The organism is Niallia oryzisoli (assembly GCF_036670025.1).
Taxonomy (GTDB): Bacteria; Bacillota; Bacilli; order Bacillales; family Cytobacillaceae; genus Bacillus_BD; species Bacillus_BD oryzisoli.
Map to the genome: position 1 here is coordinate 555,733 of NZ_CP137640.1, position 21,977 is coordinate 577,709.

Consider the following 21,977-nt stretch of genomic DNA (forward strand, 5'->3'; position numbering starts at 1 on the left):
AATTATTGTGTGATTGTTCGAATCCTGTAGGAGGTGACTAATAATGACAAAAATTACAATCGATGAAGTAAAACATGTGGCGAATTTAGCAAGACTTGCGATAACGGAGGAAGAGGCTGAAAAGTTTGCCCAGCAATTAGGTTCAATTATTACTTTTGCTGAACAGCTGAATGAGCTTGATACTGAAAATGTAGAGCCTACTTCACACGTGTTAGATATGAAAAATGTTATGCGTGAGGATATTGCGAAGCCTGGGCTGCCGGTTGAAGAAGTATTAAAAAATGCGCCAGCACATGAATACGGACAGATTAAAGTACCAGCGATTATTGAGTAAGGAGGAGAGGCCCTGTGAGTTTGTTTGATCATAAAGTATCAGATCTTCATGAGCTGTTACATAAAAAAGAAATTACAGTGTCTGATCTTGTCGATGAATCATATAAACGGATTCAAGAAGTAGATGACAAGGTACAGGCTTTTTTAACGTTAGATGAGGAAAGAGCCCGCGAAACAGCTAAAAATTTAGATGCGAAAATAGGGACTGACGTATCCAAAGGCTTATTATTTGGTATGCCAATCGGCGTGAAGGATAATATTGTCACAAAAGAATTACGTACGACTTGCGCAAGTAAAATACTTGAAAACTTTGATCCTATTTATAATGCAACTGTAGTTGATCATTTACATAAAGCAGAAACGATTACAATTGGCAAATTAAATATGGATGAATTTGCCATGGGTTCTTCCAATGAAAACTCAGGTTTTCAAAAAACTCATAATCCATGGAATTTAGAAAAGGTTCCAGGCGGTTCCTCCGGCGGTTCAGCTGCAGCTGTGGCGGCAGGAGAGGTGCCTTTTTCATTAGGATCTGACACTGGCGGTTCTATTAGACAGCCAGCTTCTTTCTGTGGTGTAGTAGGCCTAAAACCAACATATGGCCGTGTATCCCGATTTGGTTTAGTAGCATTTGCATCATCATTAGACCAAATTGGTCCGATTACAAGAAATGTTGAAGATAATGCTTACCTGCTTCAGGCGATTTCAGGTCTGGATCCAATGGATTCTACTTCGGCAAACGTTGAAGTACCGAATTTTGTTCAAGCATTAACGGGAGATGTAAAAGGCTTAAAAATTGCCGTACCGAAGGAATACCTTGGTGAGGGCGTTGATGAGGAAGTACGTCAATCTGTATTAGACTCATTAAAGGTGTTAGAGAGTCTTGGTGCTGTTTGGGAAGAGGTTTCGCTGCCGCACTCTAAGTATGCTTTATCTACTTATTATTTACTTTCATCTTCTGAAGCATCTGCTAACCTGGCTCGCTTTGATGGTGTCCGTTATGGTTACCGCTCACCAAACTCTGAAACATTGATGGACTTGTATAAGAATACAAGAGCAGAAGGATTTGGCGATGAGGTTAAGCGTAGAATCATGCTTGGTACCTTTGCTTTAAGCTCCGGTTATTATGATGCTTATTATAAAAAGGCACAGAAAGCCCGTACGCTTATTAAAAAGGATTTTGAAGATGTGTTTGAAAAATATGATGTCATTGTTGGACCAACGACACCAACACCTGCATTTACAATTGGTGAAAAGATCTCTGATCCATTAACCATGTATATTAATGATATCTTAACGATTCCGGTAAATCTGGCAGGTGTGCCAGGGATTTCTGTTCCATGCGGCTTTAGTAACGGCTTGCCGTTAGGATTGCAGATCATTGGAAAACACTTTGATGAAAGTACAGTTTACCGCGTTGCCCATGCGTTTGAGCAGGCAACAGATTATCATAAGCAAAAGCCTGCACTGTAAGGGGGGAGAACATTGGAATTTGAAACGATAATTGGACTAGAAGTTCACGTTGAATTAAAAACAGATTCGAAGATTTTTTCAGCAAGCCCAAACCAATTCGGAGCAGAGCCTAATACGAATACATCTGTAATCGAACTTGGCTATCCCGGTGTGCTGCCTGTTTTAAATAAAAAGGTAGTCGATTATGGAATGAAGGCTTGTATGGCATTAAACTGCCAAGTAGCAACAGAAACAAAATTTGACCGTAAAAACTACTTTTATCCTGATAATCCAAAAGCCTATCAAATCTCACAATTTGATAAACCGATTGGTGAGCACGGATGGATTGAAATTGAAGTGGACGGCTATAAAAAGAAAATTGGTATTACCCGTATCCATATGGAAGAAGATGCTGGTAAATTAAATCACGGTCCTGGTTATTCACTTTGTGATTATAACCGCCAAGGAACACCGTTAATCGAAATTGTATCAGAGCCGGATATTCGTACGCCAAATGAAGCTTATGCTTACTTGGAAAAATTAAAGTCAATCATTCAATATACTGGTGTATCTGATTGTAAAATGGAAGAAGGTTCCCTTCGCTGTGATGCCAATATCTCACTTCGTCCGGTCGGTCAGAAAGAGTTTGGCACAAAAACGGAGCTAAAGAATTTGAACTCCTTTAACTTTGTCCGTAAAGGTCTTGAGTACGAAGAAAAAAGACAGGCTCAGGTATTGCGTGCCGGCGGTGTCATTGAGCAGGAGACACGCCGCTATGATGAAGCAACCAATACGACAATTTTAATGCGTGTAAAAGAAGGTTCTGACGACTATCGTTATTTCCCAGAACCTGATCTATTGGATATTTATATTGACGAAGACTGGAAGGCCCGTGTTCGTGCTGAAATTCCAGAACTGCCGGATGAACGCAAAAAGCGTTATGTGGAAGAACTGGGATTGCCTGCCTATGATGCGGCTGTATTAACAGTGACGAAAGAAATGTCTGATTTCTTTGAAGCGACTGTTCAAGCTGGTGCAGATGCAAAGCTTGCCTCTAACTGGATGATGGGCGATGTATCAGCCTACTTAAATGCGGAGCAAAAGGAATTACATGACATGGCTCTAACGCCGGAATCTCTTGCCGGAATGATTAAATTAATCCAGGATGGCACGATTTCATCTAAAATCGCGAAGACTGTTTTTAAAGAGCTAATTGAAAATGGCGGCGATGCGGCAACGGTTGTAAAAGAAAAAGGTCTTGTACAGGTTTCTGATGAGGGTGCACTTCTAAAGTGGGTAACGGAAGCCATTGATGCGAATCCAAAATCTGTTGAAGACTTTAAAAATGGTAAGGCAAAGGCGATTGGTTCTCTGGTTGGACAGGTTATGAAAGCATCAAAAGGACAAGCAAATCCACAAATGGTTAATAAGCTTTTGATGGAAGAATTGCAAAAGAGATAATGAGTAAAAGCTGATGGAATGATTCCATCAGCTTTTTTGCTTGATACTGAATCGATTACCATTTTTTTATAGATAAAATAGAATAAAGTCCGACAAATTGATAGAGAATTTCCCGGGAAAAGATAGGATATGACAAAAAAGGACGGCAGCAATGACCGTCCTTTAAGCTATTATTTATCGTGCTTAAGAAAAGCAACACTTTCATCAAATGTCTGTTCAATTTTTTCATTATGTTTATAAGTGATTAAGCTGACAACAATGGAGAAGAGTAAGTTAATGATAAATCCAGGGACAATTTCATATAACTGAAATGGAATGATGCCTGCCTTTGTTAAGTTTGCCCAAAGGATAACCGTAACAGCTCCAGATACCATGCCGGCAAGTGCGCCCCAATTTGTCATCTTTCTCCAGAATAAGCTTAAGATAATGACAGGACCAAATGAACCGCCAAATCCTGCCCAGGCATACGCTACTAGATTTAGAATAGTATTATCCTGTTCGAATGCAAGGATTGCAGCAATCACAGATACTAGAAGAACAGCCATTCTGCCTAAAAAGATATATTCACGGTCACTTCCATCTTTTCGCAATAATACTTTATACAAATCCTCTACGAGAGCACTCGAAGTAACGATTAATTGGGAAGATACGGTACTCATGATTGCAGCGAGAACGGCTGCTAATAAGAAGCCTGCTACTAGCGGGTGAAATAGGATTTGCCCTAAAGTAAGGAATACAGTTTCAGGATTACTTAAGGTATATTCTGTATGTTTTTCAAAAAAGGCGATACCAATAAGGGCGGTTGAAATAGTTCCAAGCAAGGAAAAAATCATCCAGCTCATTCCGATTCTGCGAGCACTTTTTATTTCTTTTACGGTTGTAATCGCCATAAAACGTACAATGATATGTGGCTGCCCGAAATAGCCAAGCCCCCATGCCACAGCTGAAACGATACCCAGGAGGGTGGTTCCTTTAAAAAGGTCAAGATGCGTTGGGTCTATTTCTTGGATTGTGTGAATGGTTTCTGCGGGCCCTCCAGTTTGAAATATGGCAAGAGCAGGAACGAGTAATAGAGCGATTAACATCATTAGTCCTTGTAAAAAATCAGTATAGCTTACGGCTAAAAAACCTCCAAACAATGTATAAGCAACTGTAACTCCGCCAACGATCAATAATCCTGTATGATAACTCATATCAAAGGAGCTCTCGAAGAAAACACCGCCAGAAACAATTCCTGAGGAGACATAAAAGGTAAAAAAGACAAGGATAACGAGGCCGGAAACAATCCTAAGCAGCTTTGTCGTATCTTGAAAACGATTTTCTAGATAACTTGGAATAGTAATAGAGTCATTAGCTACCTGTGTATAAGAGCGCAGCCGCGGGGCAACGAAGAACCAGTTTGCATAGGCACCAAGTGTCAGACCTATCGCAATCCAAGCATCCGCCATCCCTGTTACGTAGATTCCACCAGGCAAGCCCATTAAGAGCCATCCGCTCATATCTGCTGCCCCAGCACTTAACGCTGTTACTGCTGGTCCAAGTGAGCGTCCACCGAGCATATAGTCGGTTAAGTTTTGTGTTTTTTTGTAGGCATACCAACCAATCCACAGCATAGCCACCAAATAAAATACAATAGCGATAAGCTGATATGTTTCGTTAGACATAAAAAATTCTCCTTTAGTTAGTCATTATATTACTATCATTTATTAGCATATTCCTATAATAGGTTATATTCGTTATTTTGTACAAGTCTACATAATAGAGAATAATAAAATAATTGGTACTTTTTATAAGGTTGTTAGAATGCTCAAGATTTATTATGTCATTTTTAAGTCAAAAACCTTGATAAAGGCGACAAAATTATGGGTAAAATAGATATGATAGTTGAGAAAAGGTGATAGGTTTTGAAAGAGGTGAAAGAGAATGGAACTATTAGATTGGTTTAATAAAGGGCTGACAACAGAAGAATATACAGCTGGAATGAAAGTGAATAAGGAAGAGATGAATAAAATTTACTCCGAATATTCATTGAGCAATGAAGAAAAGGAAAAAATCCAAGTTATAAAAAATAAGGGGCTAAAGGTTATAGTCATATCAGAGGATTGGTGCGGCGATGCCATGTTGAATAACCCAATTTTATTAAACCTTGCCGATGAAGCTGGTATTGAGGTTCGATTTATTTTACGTGACCAAAATCTTGAGTTAATAGACCAGTATTTAACAAACGGAACATCAAGATCGATTCCTATTTTTATCTTTATCGACCAGAATGGAAAGGAAAAAGCAGTCTGGGGACCGAGAGCAGAAATGCTGCAGGAGCTTGTAACAAGTGAACGAAGCAAGCTGCCTGATCAGGAAAGTCCTGATTTTAAAGACAAGCAAATGGAAATGTACATGCAGTTAAGGCAACGATATCAGCAGGAGGAAGAGCTCTGGCATACCGTTGCAGGAAGTATCTTAGCAGTATTATCAAAAATTGAATAAACGGAGTGTCGGGCACCGTAAAAAGACAAAATGGCTTCATTTGTCTTTTGATGGTGCCTGACATCTTTTCTGTTATTGGATTTTTTTTGATTTGATGCGGTCTTTGGCTAAGTTTTTATCGTTAATTTTCGGCTCTTGGTGGTTGATAAAGTTGCGAATGTTTGTCCGATGAAGAAAAATGAGTAGCAACAGGAAAATGATAAAGAGGATATCATTTTCGGAACCAGCCTCCATAATGGAATAAAGAAGCAAGACGATCCCGACTGAAATAGAGCCAAAAAAGACGTATTTGGTAATCATAATAACGAGAATAAAGGTTATATAAGTTATAAAAAATAGCCAAATATTCGTGACAAGCAGTGCACCTGCAGTAGTTGCGATGGCCTTCCCACCCCTAAATCCAGCAAAGACAGGAAAACAATGGCCGATTACAGCAATTAGACCGGGGTAAAGCGGATTCATATCGATGTGAAACAGGAATGGTAATGAAGCTGCTAATGCGCCTTTTCCGACATCAACGAGTAGGACAAAGATGGCCGCCCTTTTTCCCAGTACTCTGAGTGTATTGGTTGCACCCGGATTATTACTTCCATGCTCGCGAATATCAATGTTAAAGAAAACCCGTCCTACGATTAATGCAGTCGGAAATGAGCCAATTACATAAGCCAGAATAGAAATAAATAATGTCATAGGATCATCCTTTAATATAGCTTATCTTATATATTCAAATGTAATAAAAAGAATTAAAAAATAGAAGTTATTTTTTTCAATTTCTTCATAAAATAGAAAAGAGTTTGGAAACAACAGTCTAGCAATTTGTTCTATAATGTTAATATGGAATAAGTAGGAAATAATAAAATTGGATTGGAGATGGAGAGATGTTTAAGAAAGTAGCAGCCGATGTACTTGGATTAAGTGATATTGGAAGTGTCATTAAACCGGTAGATTATGATAAAGTAGATGCTGACGATTATGTGATGCATGAAGAGAATGAAAAGATCTATTTTTTGATTAAATCAAAGACAGATGAGTATTGTTTTACCAATAGAGCTCTTATCCATCTGGACGGCACAAGTGCTGTAAGTAAAAAAAGATCCTTACGCCGCTATAGTTATGCTGAACACAGCATTTCAGCTGTGGTGCTTGAAACAGCAGGTACGGTTGATTTAGATGTTGAAATTAAATTCACAATTGGTTCTATTCCTTTCTCCATCGATGTACATAAAAAGCATATCGAAGAGTTAAAGGACCTCTATAAGGCGTTAATCTCCATAGCTGAAATATGCCGGGAGAATGCACTATCACTGCAATATGCAGAACAAAGTTTAAATCTCGCTTCCAACACTTTAGGCCGTTCTGCGGTTGACGGTGAAAATATGGTTGATAATTTCAAGCAAATAAATGACACAGCCTTTAATTGGCTGATGGAAAGCAGAAAAAAATACAAAGTAAAAGACTTTGGCTATGTGTTTGAGAAATTTATTAATAACTAATAACTTTAAAGGGGTCTGATTTTCAGACCCCTTTTGTAATGTGAAGATAATAATCAGTTGACTATTTTTTTATCTACATATCAAATATTCATCATGCAGTGAAACTTTTATCCATTTGGTTCGTAAAAATTGATAAACGGTATGCATGTATATATAATCCATTATAAAACTATCACGTTATGGTTTAGAATTTTATTTGGAGGTCTATCTATTGACGGTCGCAATCCTAACACTTATTGTACTAATTTTACTAAATGCATTTTTCGCTGCATCTGAGATGGCATTGGTTGGATTAAATGATAACAAAGTCAGACGAATGGCTGCAGATGGGGATAGAAAAGCACAAATGCTGCTCAATCTCATTTCAGAACCTAGCCGATTTCTTAGTACCATTCAAATTGGTATTACACTTGCAGGATTTTTGGCGAGTGCTTTTGCGGCTGATTTCTTCGCGGGTCCATTAGCACAGTTTTTATATGAGGTAGGAACACCGCTGGAGTTAAAGGTGCTTGATACAGCTTCCGTTGTAGTCATAACCATATTTCTTTCTTTCATTACACTAGTTTTTGGTGAGCTGGTACCAAAGCAGCTTGCACTGCAAAAGGCTGAACCCATTGCAAATTTTGCTGTAAGACCACTTACTTTTTTATTCAAAATTTGCCTTCCCTTAGTAAAACTATTAACCTTTACGACCAATACGGTTATTCGTCTGTTTGGTGTTGATCCAAATGCAAAAAACGAAGAGGCAACGGAAGAAGAAATAAGAATGATGGTGGATGTAGGCAGTGAACGCGGTACCATTCAAGAAGAAGAAAAATTAATGATTAATAATATCTTTGAATTTAACGATAAAATGGTTTCTGACATTGTTACACACCGGACTGATATGGTTGCGCTTCCCGTGGATGCAAGTTTGCAAGAAACAGTGGAAAGAGTAAATTTGGAGAAGTATACGAGATTCCCAGTTTATGAAGGTGATTTTGATAATATTATTGGAATATTTCATGTGAAGTACTTATTTCAATTTATGGACCAGGGGAATGAAAAAGCATTCGACTTAAGAAATTTAATCCGTAAACCATATTTTGTCCTAGAAACACAAAGTGTAGATACGTTATTTTCAGATATGAAGAAGAATAATGTCCATATTGCCATTGTTCTGGACGAATACGGTGGTACAGAAGGACTTGTCACCATTGAGGATGTGATTGAAGAGATTGTAGGGGAAATCTCAAGTGAAATGGATGGTCCTGAGGAGGATGAAATTAAACAATTAGCTGAGAATAAATATTCTGTTGAAGGCATTACAAACATTAGTAAGCTAGAGAAAATATTAAACGTTGACCTGTCTGTAGAAAATTTTGATACGCTGAATGGCTTTTTAATTAGTGAGATCGGATATTTTCCTGCTCTTGAAGAACGGCCGGCGATATACTATAAAAATCTTTTATTTGAGGTATCAGAGGTTTCGGAAAACCGAATCGAGAAGGTTGTCATAACGATTAACGAAGTTGAATTTAACAATAGTAATAGTGAAAGAAAAGAGGAAAAAGAACTTATCATTTAGATATTTGCAAAATCTGAGGCATTTTCCTAAATGAAAAAGCCTCAGATTTAGGGAAATGGAGCCAATCGTAAAAAGTTTGAAACCTTTTATAGGTTCCTTACGTAGTAATGGATAAGAAAAATGTTTCAACGTATTTTTCTGTCATAACCATCACGTTATAGTTTGGAGGTTTTAAAATGGGGCTGAGAAGCTGAAAATCGGAGAGCTAGCAGACATGGCGAATGTGACGAAAAGAACGATTGACCACTATACTAATCTTGGTTTATTAGAAGCAGAACGTTCCGCTTCAAATTATCGTTATTATGACAAATCTGCTATTGAACGATTACACTTTATTGAGCAATGTAAAAAGGACGGTTCGTCATTAGATGAAATTAAGAAAAGGATTTTAGAGAAGGATACAGAAGAAATCGATGTACTCGAATTGAGACTGAAAATAAAAGGCCTAGAAAAGGATGTAGCTGATGTTTTAGCTCATATGGATAAAAGTGATATAAAGAATATTGAATTCGTTAAAAAGAATATCACTCACGAAAGTTTGTCCTTAATACAGACATTACTTATATTACTTAATTAAGCATTTATTTTAGGAGGTGTAGGTCTTACTCAAGTAAGACTGCTTATTGATAACGATTAACTTAATTTTAATTGCATTATTGATTGTTTTAACAGCGTTTTTTGTGGCAACGGAATTTGCTATGGTAAAGGTACGTGTATCAAGAATTGACCAACTTATAGGTGAAGGAAAAAAAGGAGCGCTTTCTGCAAAGAAGGTAATCTCCCATTTAGATGAATATTTATCTGCTTGTCAGTTGGGCATTACCGTTACTGCATTAGGGTTAGGTTGGTTAGGTGAACCAACAGTAGAAAAGATTTTACACCCAGTATTTGCCGCAATGCATTTAAATGAATCGATTACACATATTTTATCATTTGGTATTGCCTTTGCTTTAGTTACTTTTTTACATGTTGTAATAGGAGAACTAGCACCAAAAACGGTGGCTATTCAAAAGGCTGAGGCTGTTACTCTTTTATTTGCTGCCCCGATTATTTTGTTTTATAAATTGATGTACCCTTTCATCTGGTTATTAAATGGTTCTGCACGTCTGATCGTTGGAATCTTTGGACTAAAACCGGCGTCAGAGCATGAGGCAGCCCACTCTGAAGAAGAACTTCGTATATTACTATCTGAAAGCTATAAAAGTGGAGAAATTAATAAAAGTGAACTAAAGTATGTGAATAACATCTTTGAGTTTGACGAAAGAACGGCTAGAGAAATCATGGTGCCTCGTACAGAGATTGTTAGCATCTCGTTTGAAGATACATTTAGTGATGTTTTGAATACTATCAAGCAGGAAAACTATACACGCTATCCGGTCGTAAATGGCGATAAAGATAATGTCCTTGGCTTTATCAATGCGAAAGAATTATTAACGGCTAAAATTATGAAGAAAAACAGCAATGAAGACTTTAAAGTAGAGTCATATATTAATCCAGTTATCAGAGTGATAGAAAGCATCCCTATCCATGATTTATTAGTTAAAATGCAAAAAGAAAGAAAACACATTGCCATTTTAATAGATGAGTATGGAGGAACATCTGGTTTAGTTACGGTTGAAGATATTCTTGAGGAAATTGTAGGAGAAATTAGAGATGAATTTGATGAAGATGAAGTTCCCGAAATTCGTAAAGTAAGGGAAAATCATTTTATTATAGACGGTAAACTTCTTATTGAGGATGCAAACCATTTATTAGGAACGAATTTATCTGATGAAGATATGGATACAATGGGCGGTTGGTTTTTAGCAAAAAACTTCGATGTGCAAATTGGAGCAGAAATAGAAACCGAGGGTTATTTATTTAAAGTACACGAAATTGATGGCCATCATATTCACTATTTGGAAGTGAAAAAAGTATCATAAGGTTCCGAAAGGTTCATAACATCCTTATGAAGTAATAATAATACGAAATGGAGAATCTGATTTCAGGTTCTTCATTTTTGTTTTCCTTTTTCTTTAAAAATACACGAACATACATATCAAACAAATGATTGATTAAATAGATAAAATTATCTTTTGCCTTTTGCTTAACCATTTTGGTCAGTACAGGCGAAGTTGGTAAAATTTGATAAGTTGATGTCTTTTAGTTATTATGGTAAATGGAAAACTTGTATTAAGTACTTATATTAGGATGATGGGTATGAAAAGAGCAAGAATTATTTATAATCCAACTTCTGGGCGTGAGGCATTTCGCAAGCATCTTCCTGATGTATTGGAAACGCTTGAAAAGGCTGGATACGAGACATCAACCCATGCAACAACCGGCCCCGGGGATGGTATAAATGCAGCACGGATTGCCGTTGAACGCCGCTATGATCTTGTAGTGGCAGCGGGTGGAGATGGAACTATTAATGAAGTTGTAAACGGGCTGGCTGAGCAGGAATACCGCCCGAAGCTGGGGATCATTCCAGTGGGAACGACCAATGATTTTGCAAGGGCGTTACATATCCCCCGGGATATTGTGGCGGCCGCTGAGATTATTGCAAGGGGTGAGACAATCCCCGTTGATATTGGTCGAATGAATGATAAATATTTCATCAATATAGGAGGCGGCGGCCGTTTAACGGAGCTTACTTATGATGTTCCTAGTAAATTGAAAACGATGCTAGGCCAGCTTGCATATTATTTAAAGGGCATGGAAATGCTGCCATCCATTAAGGCGACACAGGTCAGCATTGAATATGATGGAAAAATATTTGAAGGAGAGGTCATGCTATTTCTCGTCGGATTAACGAATTCTGTCGGCGGCTTTGAAAAGCTGGCTCCTAATTCATCGATAAATGATGGATTGTTCTCCTTGCTCATTTTGACAAAGACAAATTTGGCAGATTTTATTAGGATCGCGACTCTTGCCCTTCGCGGTGAGCATATCAATGACCCAAAGGTTATTTATACGCAGGCAAACAGAATTAAGGTTTTATCAGAAGAAACGGTGCAATTAAATCTCGATGGTGAATACGGAGGTCTGCTTCCGGCAGAGTTCGTCAATCTCTATCGTCACTTAGAAGTTTTTGTTCCTCTTGATCAAATCAGAGAGGAAGACCGCCCAACTTAACTAGGTGCAGTGATAAACGCCGAATATGGCGGAATAAAAGGAAACTCGTTCTTGTTAAGAGCGGGTTTCTTCTAATGCCTCAGTCTGTATTTTTATCAAAATTATTGAGTGTAATAAAAAGAACTAGTGAGAAATTCTCCCTAGTCCTATATAGTATAGTTTACTTTTACATAAGAGTAGTAAAAGCCAGTTTTATCAATGATTATTTTACGGATTTAGCAGCTTCCACCAATGCTGAAACATAACCGTGTGTATCTACTAATGTTGCACCACTTACAACGTCAAGCATTTTTTCGCCTTCGTTCGCCTTCAGTGTTTCTTCTAATTCAGCAACGGTTTTTCCTATAACATAATCTTCAATCGCACCATAGTTTTCTTCAACCGTTTTAGTAGATCCAGCTGCCTCTGCCATATGTGAGCTGTAATATTTAGAACTGTCTAGTTTGGAAGCAAGTGGTTTGTTAGCATCTTTAAACCCCTCAGCAAACGCGCCATCAGCATTAGGTACTGGAGTGACACCATCTGCTGTTTTATCCATGAATTGGAATTCGTCTAATGAAGCTCCAACAATCTTATCGCCTTCCATTGCAACTACTGCTACAGCAAATGATTTATCTCCGTGTGCAGCATAATTCACTCTTCCCATTTTAATGTCGCCAGTGGACGTAGTAGCAGTTTCAGTTTTAGTAGTGTCTGTGTCTTTAGCGGTATCTCCTGAAGCTGCGTCATTTGAACATCCTGCAAATAATCCAACAAGACCTAAAGCTAAAGCAAGTGATAAGAATTTTTTCATGTGTGACCTCTCCTTTTGTTGTAAGAATATGTTTGTAAATACTTACACATAAAATTATATAATTTTAATAGTTTTAATCAATCAATTTCCAAATGATGTCATTAATTTCTCGAAAATGAGCAATCACAAGATAGACAAAAAGTTGGTAAAACCCTTACCAGCTAAGGTTTCGGAAGGGTTCGAAACTCAGTAAAAAAATAAAGCGCTATCATAGTTTGTGATGAAACTCACATGTGATATAGTTGTAATATAATAATTTGATGACTATTCATAGGCAGCCTATATAGTTAAGGAAGATGATATGATAATGAAGAAAAAATTTGCCTTTATAATATTGGTTGTTTTCGTTCTATGTTTATTAGGCTGGAGTTACACATTCCAAGGGGCAAAAGGTGAGAAAGAAGCAAAAACGAATAAGGGACCAATTTAATCGGGCCAAGATATCAGCATGTACATAACGACAGATATTCATTACTTATCTAAGAAGCGAACTGATAATGGGAAAGCCTTTGAGGACTAGGTGATGGCAAACAACTAAATGATATTGAGGAAATCACCAATGCCTTTTCATATGAGGTTGAAAAAAGGAAGCCTGATGTTCTTATTGTCAGTGGAGATCTCACGAATAATGGAAGAAAAAGAAAGTCATATCGATTTGGCAAAAAAGTAAAGAGAATAGAAGAGAGTGGGACTTCTGTCTATGTGATTCCTGGAAACCATGATATATCAAATCCTTGGGCTCGAAGCTTTAAAGGAGATAATCAATATACTACAGATATCATCGATGAAAATGAATTTCGAAACATCTATGCCGATTTTGGTTATGATGAGGCTATTTCAAATGATGATGAGAAGACACTAGGCTATTTGGCAGTTCCATCTGAAGATGTTTGGTTATTGATGTTGGATACAAGTCAATACAAAAATAATTATATGATTGGATTTCCCCAGACAGATGGTAAATTGAGCCCGGATACGCTGGAATGGATTAAGGCATTCAGCGATTTGGCAGAGGCAAAAGAGGCTAAAATCATTCCGGTGATGCACCATAATATAATTAATCATAGTGAAATGATTCGAAAGGGCTTCACATTAAATAATAATGAGGAGGCGCTGAGTTTATTTCAAGAAAGACATTTAAATCTTGTCTTAAGCGGTCATATTCATACGCAGGATATTAGCTCGTACAATAACGGCAGCGATACATTGTATGATATTGTTACAGGGTCACTTGCAGTTAATCCGCATCAATACGGTGTTTTGACCTACTCTGCCAAAGATCAGGCGATGGACTACCATACAGCAAAAGTGGATGTGGAAAAATGGGCAAAGGTGAACGGAATCAAGGTTAAACATTTGAATCATTTTGAAACAAACTCCTCGGAAACGGACATTACTTCCATGTCTGCGGTTATGGAAATATTAAATGTCAGATACTTTGCCGGAACCGAAAATAAAAAATCACAAGATGTTATGAAAAGCGCAGGTTATCAATTATGGTCCGAAGCACCTGATAGTTTTCAAAAGCAATATATTATGAGTATGTCCAGTGATAACGATATAGATGACAATCAGTTGCATATTAAATATGGTAAGTAATAAACATTAGGGGCTGTCCGAAAGTGTCAGGCACCACAAGAAGACAAAATAAGCTAATTTGTCTTTTTGTGTGCCTGACACCTTTTAATATGAAATTTCCTTATTCATAATGATTTATGATACAATTTTGCTAGTCAAAATCGTGCAAAGGAAGAAAAAAATGATAAAAACAATTCCAGTTAAAAAAAATGATTACATAGATGTAGTCTTTGAGGATTTAACCCATGATGGGGCAGGGGTTGCGAAGGTAGACGGCTATCCGTTGTTCGTCCCTAACGGACTGCCAGGTGAAAAGGCAAAAATTAAGGTAATAAAGGTGAATAAAGGTTACGGCTTTGGACGATTAATGGAACTTTATGACAAAAGTCCGGATCGAATAGAGATTCCCAAAAGTGAGCTGCATAAATATGGCGGCTGCCAGCTTGAGCATATCAGCTATGAGGGACAATTGAAGTACAAGGAAAATCAGGTCCGGCAGGTGCTCACACGAATCGGGAAGCTTGACGATGTTAAGGTTCATCCGATATTAGGAATGGACCATCCGTGGCATTATCGAAACAAAGCACAGGTACCTGTAGGCGAAAAAGAGGGCAAGCTGATTGCCGGCTTTTTTAAGCCAAGAAGTCATGAAATCGTCGACACGGATGAAAGTTTAATTCAACTGTCAGAAATAAATGAGGCCGTGCAAACTGTGAAGGAAATTTGCAATGAACTAAGGATTCCTGCTTACCATGAGGAGTCACATAAAGGCGATCTCCGCCACATCATGGCTCGCTTCGGTAAGCAAACGGGTGAGCTCATGGTTGTTATCGTTACAAGAACATCAGATATTCCACATAAAAATAAGTTAGTCGAGGAAATTGTGGCACGGCTTCCTAAGGTAAAGTCAATCGTACAGAATGTTAATTCAAAACGGACAAATGTGATTCTTGGAGAGAAAACAAAGGTGCTTTGGGGAAATGAAGTCATATATGACTATATTGGTGATGTGAAGTTCGCCATTTCTGCCTTGTCTTTTTACCAAGTAAATCCTGACCAGACAAAGGTGCTTTATAACAAAGCTCTAGAATATGCCGATTTAAGTGGAGAAGAAACGGTCATCGACGCGTATTGTGGCATCGGAACGATCTCGTTATTTTTAGCTCAAAAGGCTAAGAAGGTGTTTGGAGTAGAAGTTGTTCCTGAAGCGATTGAAGACGCAAAGCGGAATGCTGCATTAAATGGTATAACGAACGCAGAATTTGCGGCTGGAGAAGCGGAGGTCGTCATACCGAAGTGGTATGAAGAAGGAAATGTCGCCGACGTCCTTGTAGTCGACCCGCCGCGCAAAGGCTGTGACGAGGCATTGCTGCAAACTATTATTCAAATGAAACCAAAAAAAGTAGTTTATGTCTCCTGCAACCCAGCAACACTTGCACGTGATTTGAGAATTCTAGAAGACGGCGGGTATAAGACTGTTGAAGTGCAGCCGGTGGATATGTTTCCGCAGACGACACATGTGGAGTGCTGTTCACTACTTGTAAGAAAAGATTAATTATAGATGTAACAGTGAGTAAAAGAGCCTTTCCTGAGTGAGGAGGCTCTTTTAATTTTTAAAAATATGTAGATGAAAAAGCAGCACCTGATCTCTAGGCTGCGAGCGAGATAGGACAGCTTGGATATGTGTCTCTAAGTAGTCCCCTAGATTAGAATATACATTCTTACAACGGAATTGAAAATAACATGACGTGAAAATTTGGGATAAGCTTATTCTCGAAGGGGTTGCTAGCGAGTGGTTAGAGGAGATCCACAATAAATTTATCTACAAGTATTCACCATTTAAGGTGCTCTCTTCAAATCAAATAAAAGTTTGTCAAGACATCTTAGAAGCGATGCTTACTAGATCTGAAAGCAGACACTTAATTACTGGAGATCCAGGTACAGGGAAAACAATAGTCTTGACGAACATTCTATATGTGCTCGTTTATGACCAAGCAACTGGTAAAGATCGTGAAGGTTTTGATCGTGAAGATGTGGCACTTGTTATTCCGCAAAACCATTCATTAAGTTCATATAAAGACTTAATTCGAAAAGTTGATTTACAAGGCATTACGGTAATTATCACCTTCGCCATTTATTAAAAAGGCAAAGGGTAAAGGTGATAAATTTAAATATGTCTTTGTTGATGAAGCGCACCGTTTAAAGCAGTATTTTGGGAAGCAAGCTAGGGATTTAAAACATTTGATCACTGCTGATGGTCATACAACTGAGTTAGAATTGATTTCAGATTATGCATATCATTTAACGGTTGTGTATGATCAGTATCAAACTATTCGCCCAGCGGATATAGATACCGCTCGCTTTAAACAACTGACAGCGGATTATAAAACGCAAATTTTACGTAAACAGTTTCGTTTGAAGTCTGGGGACCAATATTTAGCATGGTTACGAAATTATTTACAGATTGCAAACGATGTTGCTGTCTATGAAAAAGGATTACTAAAAGGCTATGATTTTAAAGTCAGACCATTTTAATGCGAGCATTTCGCCTTGAAAATCATGTTTCCAGTGGTATGGATGCTGTCGATATAGTTATGGCTGAACTCCTTACTTAATTCATCTATACGGGACTGGTACATGTGCTTTGTAATCTTTTTTAAAGGAAAATTAGTTATTGCCCTTTTTTATGGTTGAATATTAAGAAGTTTAAATACAATAAAGATATTAAAGAACGCCTCCATTAAAAGGCGATATTTTTGAATAACACCTTTAAAGGAAGTAAGTTTTGATGGAACCATGATGAATACTTTAACCTTTTATACCAATTTTATTAGTCCTTTTGCAGATATCTCTGCATTATATGACCCGATTTCTAATTGAATGTGTATCGCTTATTTTTGTTTAAACACTAGAAACAACTGAACCATCATACCCTGGTAGAATACCAAGTCGTGATGGCTGCATAGTCTTTTAAGGCTGCCTACTTTATAGGGTTGTCCATTTTACCTATTTGCGAGAACATACATATTGATTTTTAGCTGCACCGAGACCAACTATAAAGAGCAGAACCGATACACCAACCAATATCAAAAGTGGAATCGTCCAGCTATTGGTTATATCATGTAGATAGCCGAAGAACATTGGACCAATAGCAGCAAGTAAATATCCGACTGATTGAGCCATGCCGGACAATTCTGCTGCTTGCCCGGCATTCTTTGTGCGTAAGCTGAAAAACATCATCGCTAGACTAAAGGAAAATCCTCCCCCTATTCCTAGCATAACAATCCATAAAACAATAAAATTCAAACTTCCATAAATTAACCCAACGTTTCCAATTAAAAGAGAAATAGATGTAATGGTCACTAATAGACGTTGATTGGACATACGTCCCGCGATGATAGGAACGATAAAAGTAAATGGAAGTACGACTAACTGCATAATAGAAAGTAACCAGCCTGATTGATCCGAACTTACTCCTTGTTGCTTTAAGATTTCAGGTAGCCATGCTACAAGCACATAAAACACTGTAGATTGCAGCCCCATAAACAAAGTTACTTGCCAAGCAAGTTTGGAACGCCATAAATTCACATTATTGTAAGCTGTTTGATGATTAGCGGTAGATGTTTTCATATCACGACGTTTCAGTTTAGGTAACCAGAATAAAATGGATACGAAACTCAGAATCCCCCAAATTCCTAATGCACCCTGCCATCCATATCCTAATCCAATGGCAATGGGAACACTGATACCAGCAGCTATTGCACCAAAAAGGTTCATAGAAATGGCATAAACACCTGTCATCAAGCCAATTCGTTCGGGAAATTCTCGTTTAATAAGGCTTGGCAACAATACATTACAAACAGCAATTGCCAATCCAAGGACAGCCGTACCAATATATAAATTAGCAATTCCTGACAGGGAGCGAATAATAATTCCAATGGTTAGAAAGATGATAGCAATCAGAAGTATTAATTCAACTCCAAACTTTCGTCCTAATTTAGGAGCAAAAGGAGAAAAAAATGCAAAAGCGAGTAAGGGTAGTGTAGTGATCATACCAGCTAATGTATTCGATATCTGCATATTATCCCGAATGAGATCTACTAGAGGTCCTACAGAGATTAAAGGAGCACGTAAATTAACGGCAATAAAAATAATGCCCAGAGTAATTATCCAAGAAGCTGATTGCTTGCGAATCTTTGAATGGGATTCTATTTTCTGTTTTTTATCCAATTGGTTTAATGAATTCATAATGCTACCTCTCTTTGTTATCCATAGTAAAATACAAGGTTTAATGTAATGGGTGGTTTTATTGAATAAAAGATACAAGGAGAATATATATTAATCTTCTATAATATGGATTCTCTAGCTTGAATCCTTCCTTCTAAAAAAGGCTTTTTATTTCACGGAAGGAGGTCAGAAACATGTTGATATGGTCCACATGCATAATCAGAATATAAATAATCTTTAAGAGTTTGATCTACTAGTTAGACCATTTCAAGCAGTTTCTTCTTTTGAGTCCTTCGCTCTTTCCACCTTTGTTCTCGATGTAAAATGGTCCTTTTCAACAAGGAACGAGACAAACAAGCTTCCAACAATTGCCCAAAGTGGCGCACTGATATTAAAGAAGTTCACACCTGACATGCTAATAATGAAGGCAAAAAAAGCACCCATTTGAAATTTACTATTTAAAAAAGCCGTCTTGAGCGAATTGATTAATACTCCAAGCATAGCAAGTCCGGCATTCACACTAATGATCACAGTCAACATGGCCACAATAAAGGGAACAACGATTAGAGCAAATAGTCCAAATAGTGAGAAGAACACTCCATTCGCAACCGATGCTGCATACCGGCTTTCTTTTTTGCCTACTTCTTTTGCTGCACAGATAGCTGTCATCGGTCCTGCGATATAAATTGCATGTCCACCGAATAATGAAGCCATCAGGCCAACAATAGAACCGTAAATCGCCATCCCGGTATTTGGAGGTTTATATCCTTGATTCATTAATACGCCAGTTGCTCGAGCATTTTCCGAACAAAGGATGAGTAAGGCAAGCGGAATCCCAATCGACACAATGGCATCAAAGATTAAATGCGGCACCATTAATTGTGGGAGAATGACTGTATCATGAATATTCTCAACCTTAAATTCACTCGTAAAGAAAGCCAATAAAACAGTTACGACTAATGCAGATAAAACAGGTGGAACTTTTTTCGAGAATCGTGATGAAAGCAAAAATACTAAAATAGCTGAAGCTGCTAGTAATGGTGAAATGGTAACAGATGTGATAATTTCTGTTGTAAAACGGATCATTACTCCAACAATCATCCCCATCACAATCGGAACCAGTATCAACTTCATGAGTTTGTAGATTAAGCCTGACAAACCAAGAAGAATGACAGATATGGACTACTAAATATGCGCCTATCGCTTCATTAATTGAAAAATGTATTAAGGCACCCGTCACTAATATAGCACCCGTCACTAATATAGCACCCGCAATGATGCAGGCACCTGAAATGGGCTGGCGATACTTTAATGCCAAAAAGATCCCAAGTAATCCGCCAAAGAAATCAACTGCGAATAGCCAACTGATCGTTTCAGCATAAGTTAACCCCCCGTTTGTACCGCCATTAATAATAATTAATGCAGGGCCAGTACCCCCCAATATAGCTGCTACTAAACCTGCACTGATCGTGTTTACTTTTATATTCTGTTTCAAATCTTAAAAATTTGTCCAAAAATTATTTTCTTTCATGACAATTTATCTTCCACATTTTATTTACTACTTATAAATATGAATCTATCTATTTTTATGAATATTCAGAATAGAAAACATACTACTATCGTACTTAAAGAACCAATTATTGCACTTCCACATGTCGATAGAACCAATTTTTACTTTTATTATGATAATTTTAAAAAATGCTTTTGTACCCATCCAATAAATTATTCTGAACTAATCCAATTATTAAACAATCTAAGCTTAGCCTTGGCTAATAATATTGTCTTGTTCTAGAATCCAAAATAAAAAAGCTGTCAGAAAAGACCCCCTCTTTCTCAAAGCCTGAAAAAACTATGGTAGAAATAAAGCAAAATTATTGAGAAAAAAATAATATTGTGCACAATCCTTGGACTTTTGGTATAAGCCAAGGTTAGAAAAGGAGGGGGAAGCAATGAAAAAGGGGCTGTCCAGAAGATCACTCAATCTGACTTTCTGGACAGCCCCTTAGCGATATTAAGAATACAAAGATTGATTTTTTTCAGTGCTTTCTGAGTGCTCCTGTAGAGCATTTTTTTCATTTTCAAAGGGGTCGTACATTTTTTCTCGAATAAACAGAGCAGGAAGGACCCCACTAAGTGCATAAGATATGCCCAGCAAAGCGAAGCCAAATCCAATTGAATAGCTTTCCGCTATAATTCCGATTAAGATGGGTGCTATGGCTGCCCCGAATCGTCCTATATTATATGAACTGCCCACAGCTGTACCCCGAATTTGGGTTGGAAAGCTTTCGTTCATGTATGTGGCAATGACCGCGTATGGAACACCGTAAAGGAATCCTAATATTGTAAGCAATACAATAATATTACCCGGTGAATTATAATAATTAATAACTGGCAAGGCAATAGCGGTTGATAAACCTCCAAAAACAAACATAGCACGACGGCCATATTTATCAGCCAACCAACCCGTAATAACCTTACCTAAGATCATTGCTGAGTACGCTCCAACAAGATATCCTGTCATCTTCGTATAGTTAAAACCTAATTCACTTACTAGATAAGTAGGCAGCCAGACACCAACACCAAAATAACCGAACTGCAAAAAGATTGAGGTTATTGTCCATAAAAGGAAAGTATTTCTCGTTTTTGGATCTTTGAACAAGGTGGCCCATTCATTTTTCTTGACTGTTTTTGCCTTAGGTTCTTTTTCTTTCCATCCTTTAGGTTCTGGAATCTTATATGCTATAAAGATTGCAAGAAAGATAGGGAGAATATTTACTAAGTAAAGTGATCGCCAGCCGAAACTCGGCAAAAACAACCCGGCCAATAAGGTTATGATTAAAAATCCTACTGAATAGGCTGCTTGGAGGGAGCCAAGGATTGTCGTTCGTTTTTTGGTTGGTACATACTCAGCCATAAGCATGGTAATGACTGTATATTCCGCTCCAATCCCTATAGCCGAAATGGTCCGAATTACTAGAAACTGTTCGTATGTTTGTACAAAGGCTAGTAAAGTCGTACCAACAGAGAAAACGACCATCATCACAGCTGCGATACGGACCCGGCCATATCGATCTGATAACCACCCGCCAGAAATGCCGCCAATGGCCATGCCCACTAAAGACCAAGTTCCTAGTAAACCTGCTGCCGCTTTGCTAATATGAAATTCCTCCATGAGACTTGGAATTGATAAGGAAAGAATTTGCATATCCATCCCATCAAAAATGAGGCTCACAAAACATGTGACGAATACGATAAGCCAATTCCGATTTGAATTACTCTTTTCCACTAAATCACCCGCTTTTTTATTTGCTTATTTAACTTAATTGTCTTTTATAAGTAGTAATTATTTATATACTTACAGAAAATTGTGATAAAGTAAAAAGTTTAGAATATAAAACGCTTTCAGAATGAATGTGATTTCTTTGTTTTTTTCGGTGCTTACTTTCAAGTATCTTTACTATCTATTCAATTTCAT

18 protein-coding genes and 2 pseudogenes are annotated in these 21,977 nt (G+C 37.7%); 13 read left to right on the forward strand and 7 right to left on the reverse strand.

Annotated features, from left to right (window positions below):
* Positions 1 to 43: 43 nt before the first annotated feature.
* Genes gatC through gatB form a run of 3 tightly spaced genes read left to right on the forward strand, consistent with a single transcriptional unit; the run spans position 44 to position 3,246 of the window.
* Positions 44 to 334: an Asp-tRNA(Asn)/Glu-tRNA(Gln) amidotransferase subunit GatC gene (gatC, locus tag R4Z09_RS02765; RefSeq protein WP_338450869.1), complete on the forward strand. Its 291-nt coding sequence runs from the start codon at positions 44 to 46 to the stop codon at positions 332 to 334.
* 14 nt (positions 335 to 348) lie between these two features.
* The gene (gatA, locus tag R4Z09_RS02770) at positions 349 to 1,806 is read left to right on the forward strand and encodes an Asp-tRNA(Asn)/Glu-tRNA(Gln) amidotransferase subunit GatA (RefSeq protein ID WP_338450870.1); all 1,458 of its coding nucleotides are present in this window, start codon (positions 349 to 351) and stop codon (positions 1,804 to 1,806) included.
* 12 nt (positions 1,807 to 1,818) lie between these two features.
* Positions 1,819 to 3,246: an Asp-tRNA(Asn)/Glu-tRNA(Gln) amidotransferase subunit GatB gene (gatB, locus tag R4Z09_RS02775; RefSeq protein ID WP_338450871.1), complete on the forward strand. Its 1,428-nt coding sequence runs from the start codon at positions 1,819 to 1,821 to the stop codon at positions 3,244 to 3,246.
* Positions 3,247 to 3,416: 170 nt separating this feature from the next.
* On the opposite strand, the gene putP is transcribed toward gatB, so the two are convergent.
* A complete protein-coding gene (gene putP, locus R4Z09_RS02780; RefSeq protein ID WP_338450872.1) occupies positions 3,417 to 4,910 on the reverse strand; it encodes a sodium/proline symporter PutP in 1,494 nt (497 codons plus the stop codon).
* 259 nt (positions 4,911 to 5,169) lie between these two features.
* On the opposite strand from putP, the gene R4Z09_RS02785 reads away from it, so the two are divergent.
* On the forward strand, positions 5,170 to 5,730 hold the full coding sequence (locus tag R4Z09_RS02785; RefSeq protein ID WP_338450873.1) for a thioredoxin family protein: 561 nt from the start codon (positions 5,170 to 5,172) through the stop codon (positions 5,728 to 5,730).
* A 72-nt stretch (positions 5,731 to 5,802) separates the two neighbouring features.
* Here R4Z09_RS02785 and plsY read toward each other — a convergent pair whose 3' ends face one another.
* The gene (plsY, locus tag R4Z09_RS02790) at positions 5,803 to 6,420 is read right to left on the reverse strand and encodes a glycerol-3-phosphate 1-O-acyltransferase PlsY (protein WP_338450874.1); all 618 of its coding nucleotides are present in this window, start codon (positions 6,418 to 6,420) and stop codon (positions 5,803 to 5,805) included.
* Between the two features lie 188 nt (positions 6,421 to 6,608).
* On the opposite strand from plsY, the gene R4Z09_RS02795 reads away from it, so the two are divergent.
* From R4Z09_RS02795 to R4Z09_RS02815, 5 genes are all read left to right on the forward strand, one after another.
* The gene (locus R4Z09_RS02795) at positions 6,609 to 7,223 is read left to right on the forward strand and encodes a PH domain-containing protein (RefSeq protein WP_338450875.1); all 615 of its coding nucleotides are present in this window, start codon (positions 6,609 to 6,611) and stop codon (positions 7,221 to 7,223) included.
* Positions 7,224 to 7,434: 211 nt separating this feature from the next.
* Positions 7,435 to 8,790 carry a hemolysin family protein gene (locus R4Z09_RS02800; RefSeq protein WP_338450876.1) on the forward strand — a complete coding sequence of 452 codons (1,356 nt, stop codon included), beginning with the start codon at positions 7,435 to 7,437 and terminating at the stop codon, positions 8,788 to 8,790.
* Between the two features lie 214 nt (positions 8,791 to 9,004).
* A complete protein-coding gene (locus R4Z09_RS02805; RefSeq protein WP_338450877.1) occupies positions 9,005 to 9,367 on the forward strand; it encodes a MerR family transcriptional regulator in 363 nt (120 codons plus the stop codon).
* 46 nt (positions 9,368 to 9,413) lie between these two features.
* The gene (locus tag R4Z09_RS02810) at positions 9,414 to 10,712 is read left to right on the forward strand and encodes a hemolysin family protein (protein ID WP_338450878.1); all 1,299 of its coding nucleotides are present in this window, start codon (positions 9,414 to 9,416) and stop codon (positions 10,710 to 10,712) included.
* A gap of 277 nt (positions 10,713 to 10,989) precedes the next feature.
* Positions 10,990 to 11,904 (forward strand): diacylglycerol kinase, encoded by a 915-nt coding sequence (locus R4Z09_RS02815; RefSeq protein ID WP_338450879.1) that lies wholly within the window; start codon positions 10,990 to 10,992, stop codon positions 11,902 to 11,904.
* Between the two features lie 202 nt (positions 11,905 to 12,106).
* Here the strand turns inward: R4Z09_RS02815 and R4Z09_RS02820 are convergent, their stop codons facing one another.
* Positions 12,107 to 12,697: a hypothetical protein gene (locus tag R4Z09_RS02820; protein ID WP_338450880.1), complete on the reverse strand. Its 591-nt coding sequence runs from the start codon at positions 12,695 to 12,697 to the stop codon at positions 12,107 to 12,109.
* 307 nt (positions 12,698 to 13,004) lie between these two features.
* Here R4Z09_RS02820 and R4Z09_RS02825 point away from each other — a divergent pair, with 307 nt between their 5' ends.
* From R4Z09_RS02825 to R4Z09_RS02840, 4 genes and pseudogenes are all read left to right on the forward strand, one after another.
* Positions 13,005 to 13,127, forward strand: a complete 123-nt coding sequence (locus R4Z09_RS02825; protein WP_338450881.1) for a hypothetical protein — start codon at positions 13,005 to 13,007, stop codon at positions 13,125 to 13,127.
* Between the two features lie 113 nt (positions 13,128 to 13,240).
* Positions 13,241 to 14,296, forward strand: a complete 1,056-nt coding sequence (locus R4Z09_RS02830; protein ID WP_338453189.1) for a metallophosphoesterase — start codon at positions 13,241 to 13,243, stop codon at positions 14,294 to 14,296.
* Between the two features lie 160 nt (positions 14,297 to 14,456).
* Positions 14,457 to 15,830, forward strand: coding sequence for a 23S rRNA (uracil(1939)-C(5))-methyltransferase RlmD (gene rlmD, locus R4Z09_RS02835; protein WP_338450882.1), 1,374 nt, complete (start codon positions 14,457 to 14,459; stop codon positions 15,828 to 15,830).
* Positions 15,831 to 15,988: 158 nt separating this feature from the next.
* A pseudogene (locus R4Z09_RS02840) lies at positions 15,989 to 16,798 on the forward strand (DNA/RNA helicase domain-containing protein); the annotation flags it as partial.
* Positions 16,799 to 17,281: 483 nt separating this feature from the next.
* Here R4Z09_RS02840 and R4Z09_RS02845 read toward each other — a convergent pair.
* From R4Z09_RS02845 to R4Z09_RS02860, 4 genes and pseudogenes are all read right to left on the reverse strand, one after another.
* Positions 17,282 to 18,523, reverse strand: a complete 1,242-nt coding sequence (locus R4Z09_RS02845; protein WP_338450883.1) for an MFS transporter — start codon at positions 18,521 to 18,523, stop codon at positions 17,282 to 17,284.
* A gap of 246 nt (positions 18,524 to 18,769) precedes the next feature.
* Positions 18,770 to 19,636, reverse strand: a complete 867-nt coding sequence (locus R4Z09_RS02850) for a benzoate/H(+) symporter BenE family transporter (protein ID WP_338450884.1) — start codon at positions 19,634 to 19,636, stop codon at positions 18,770 to 18,772.
* A 100-nt stretch (positions 19,637 to 19,736) separates the two neighbouring features.
* A pseudogene (locus R4Z09_RS02855) lies at positions 19,737 to 19,997 on the reverse strand (benzoate/H(+) symporter BenE family transporter); the annotation flags it as partial.
* Positions 19,998 to 20,513: 516 nt separating this feature from the next.
* On the reverse strand, positions 20,514 to 21,788 hold the full coding sequence (locus tag R4Z09_RS02860; protein WP_338450885.1) for an MFS transporter: 1,275 nt from the start codon (positions 21,786 to 21,788) through the stop codon (positions 20,514 to 20,516).
* Between the last annotated feature and the right edge of the window lie 189 nt (positions 21,789 to 21,977).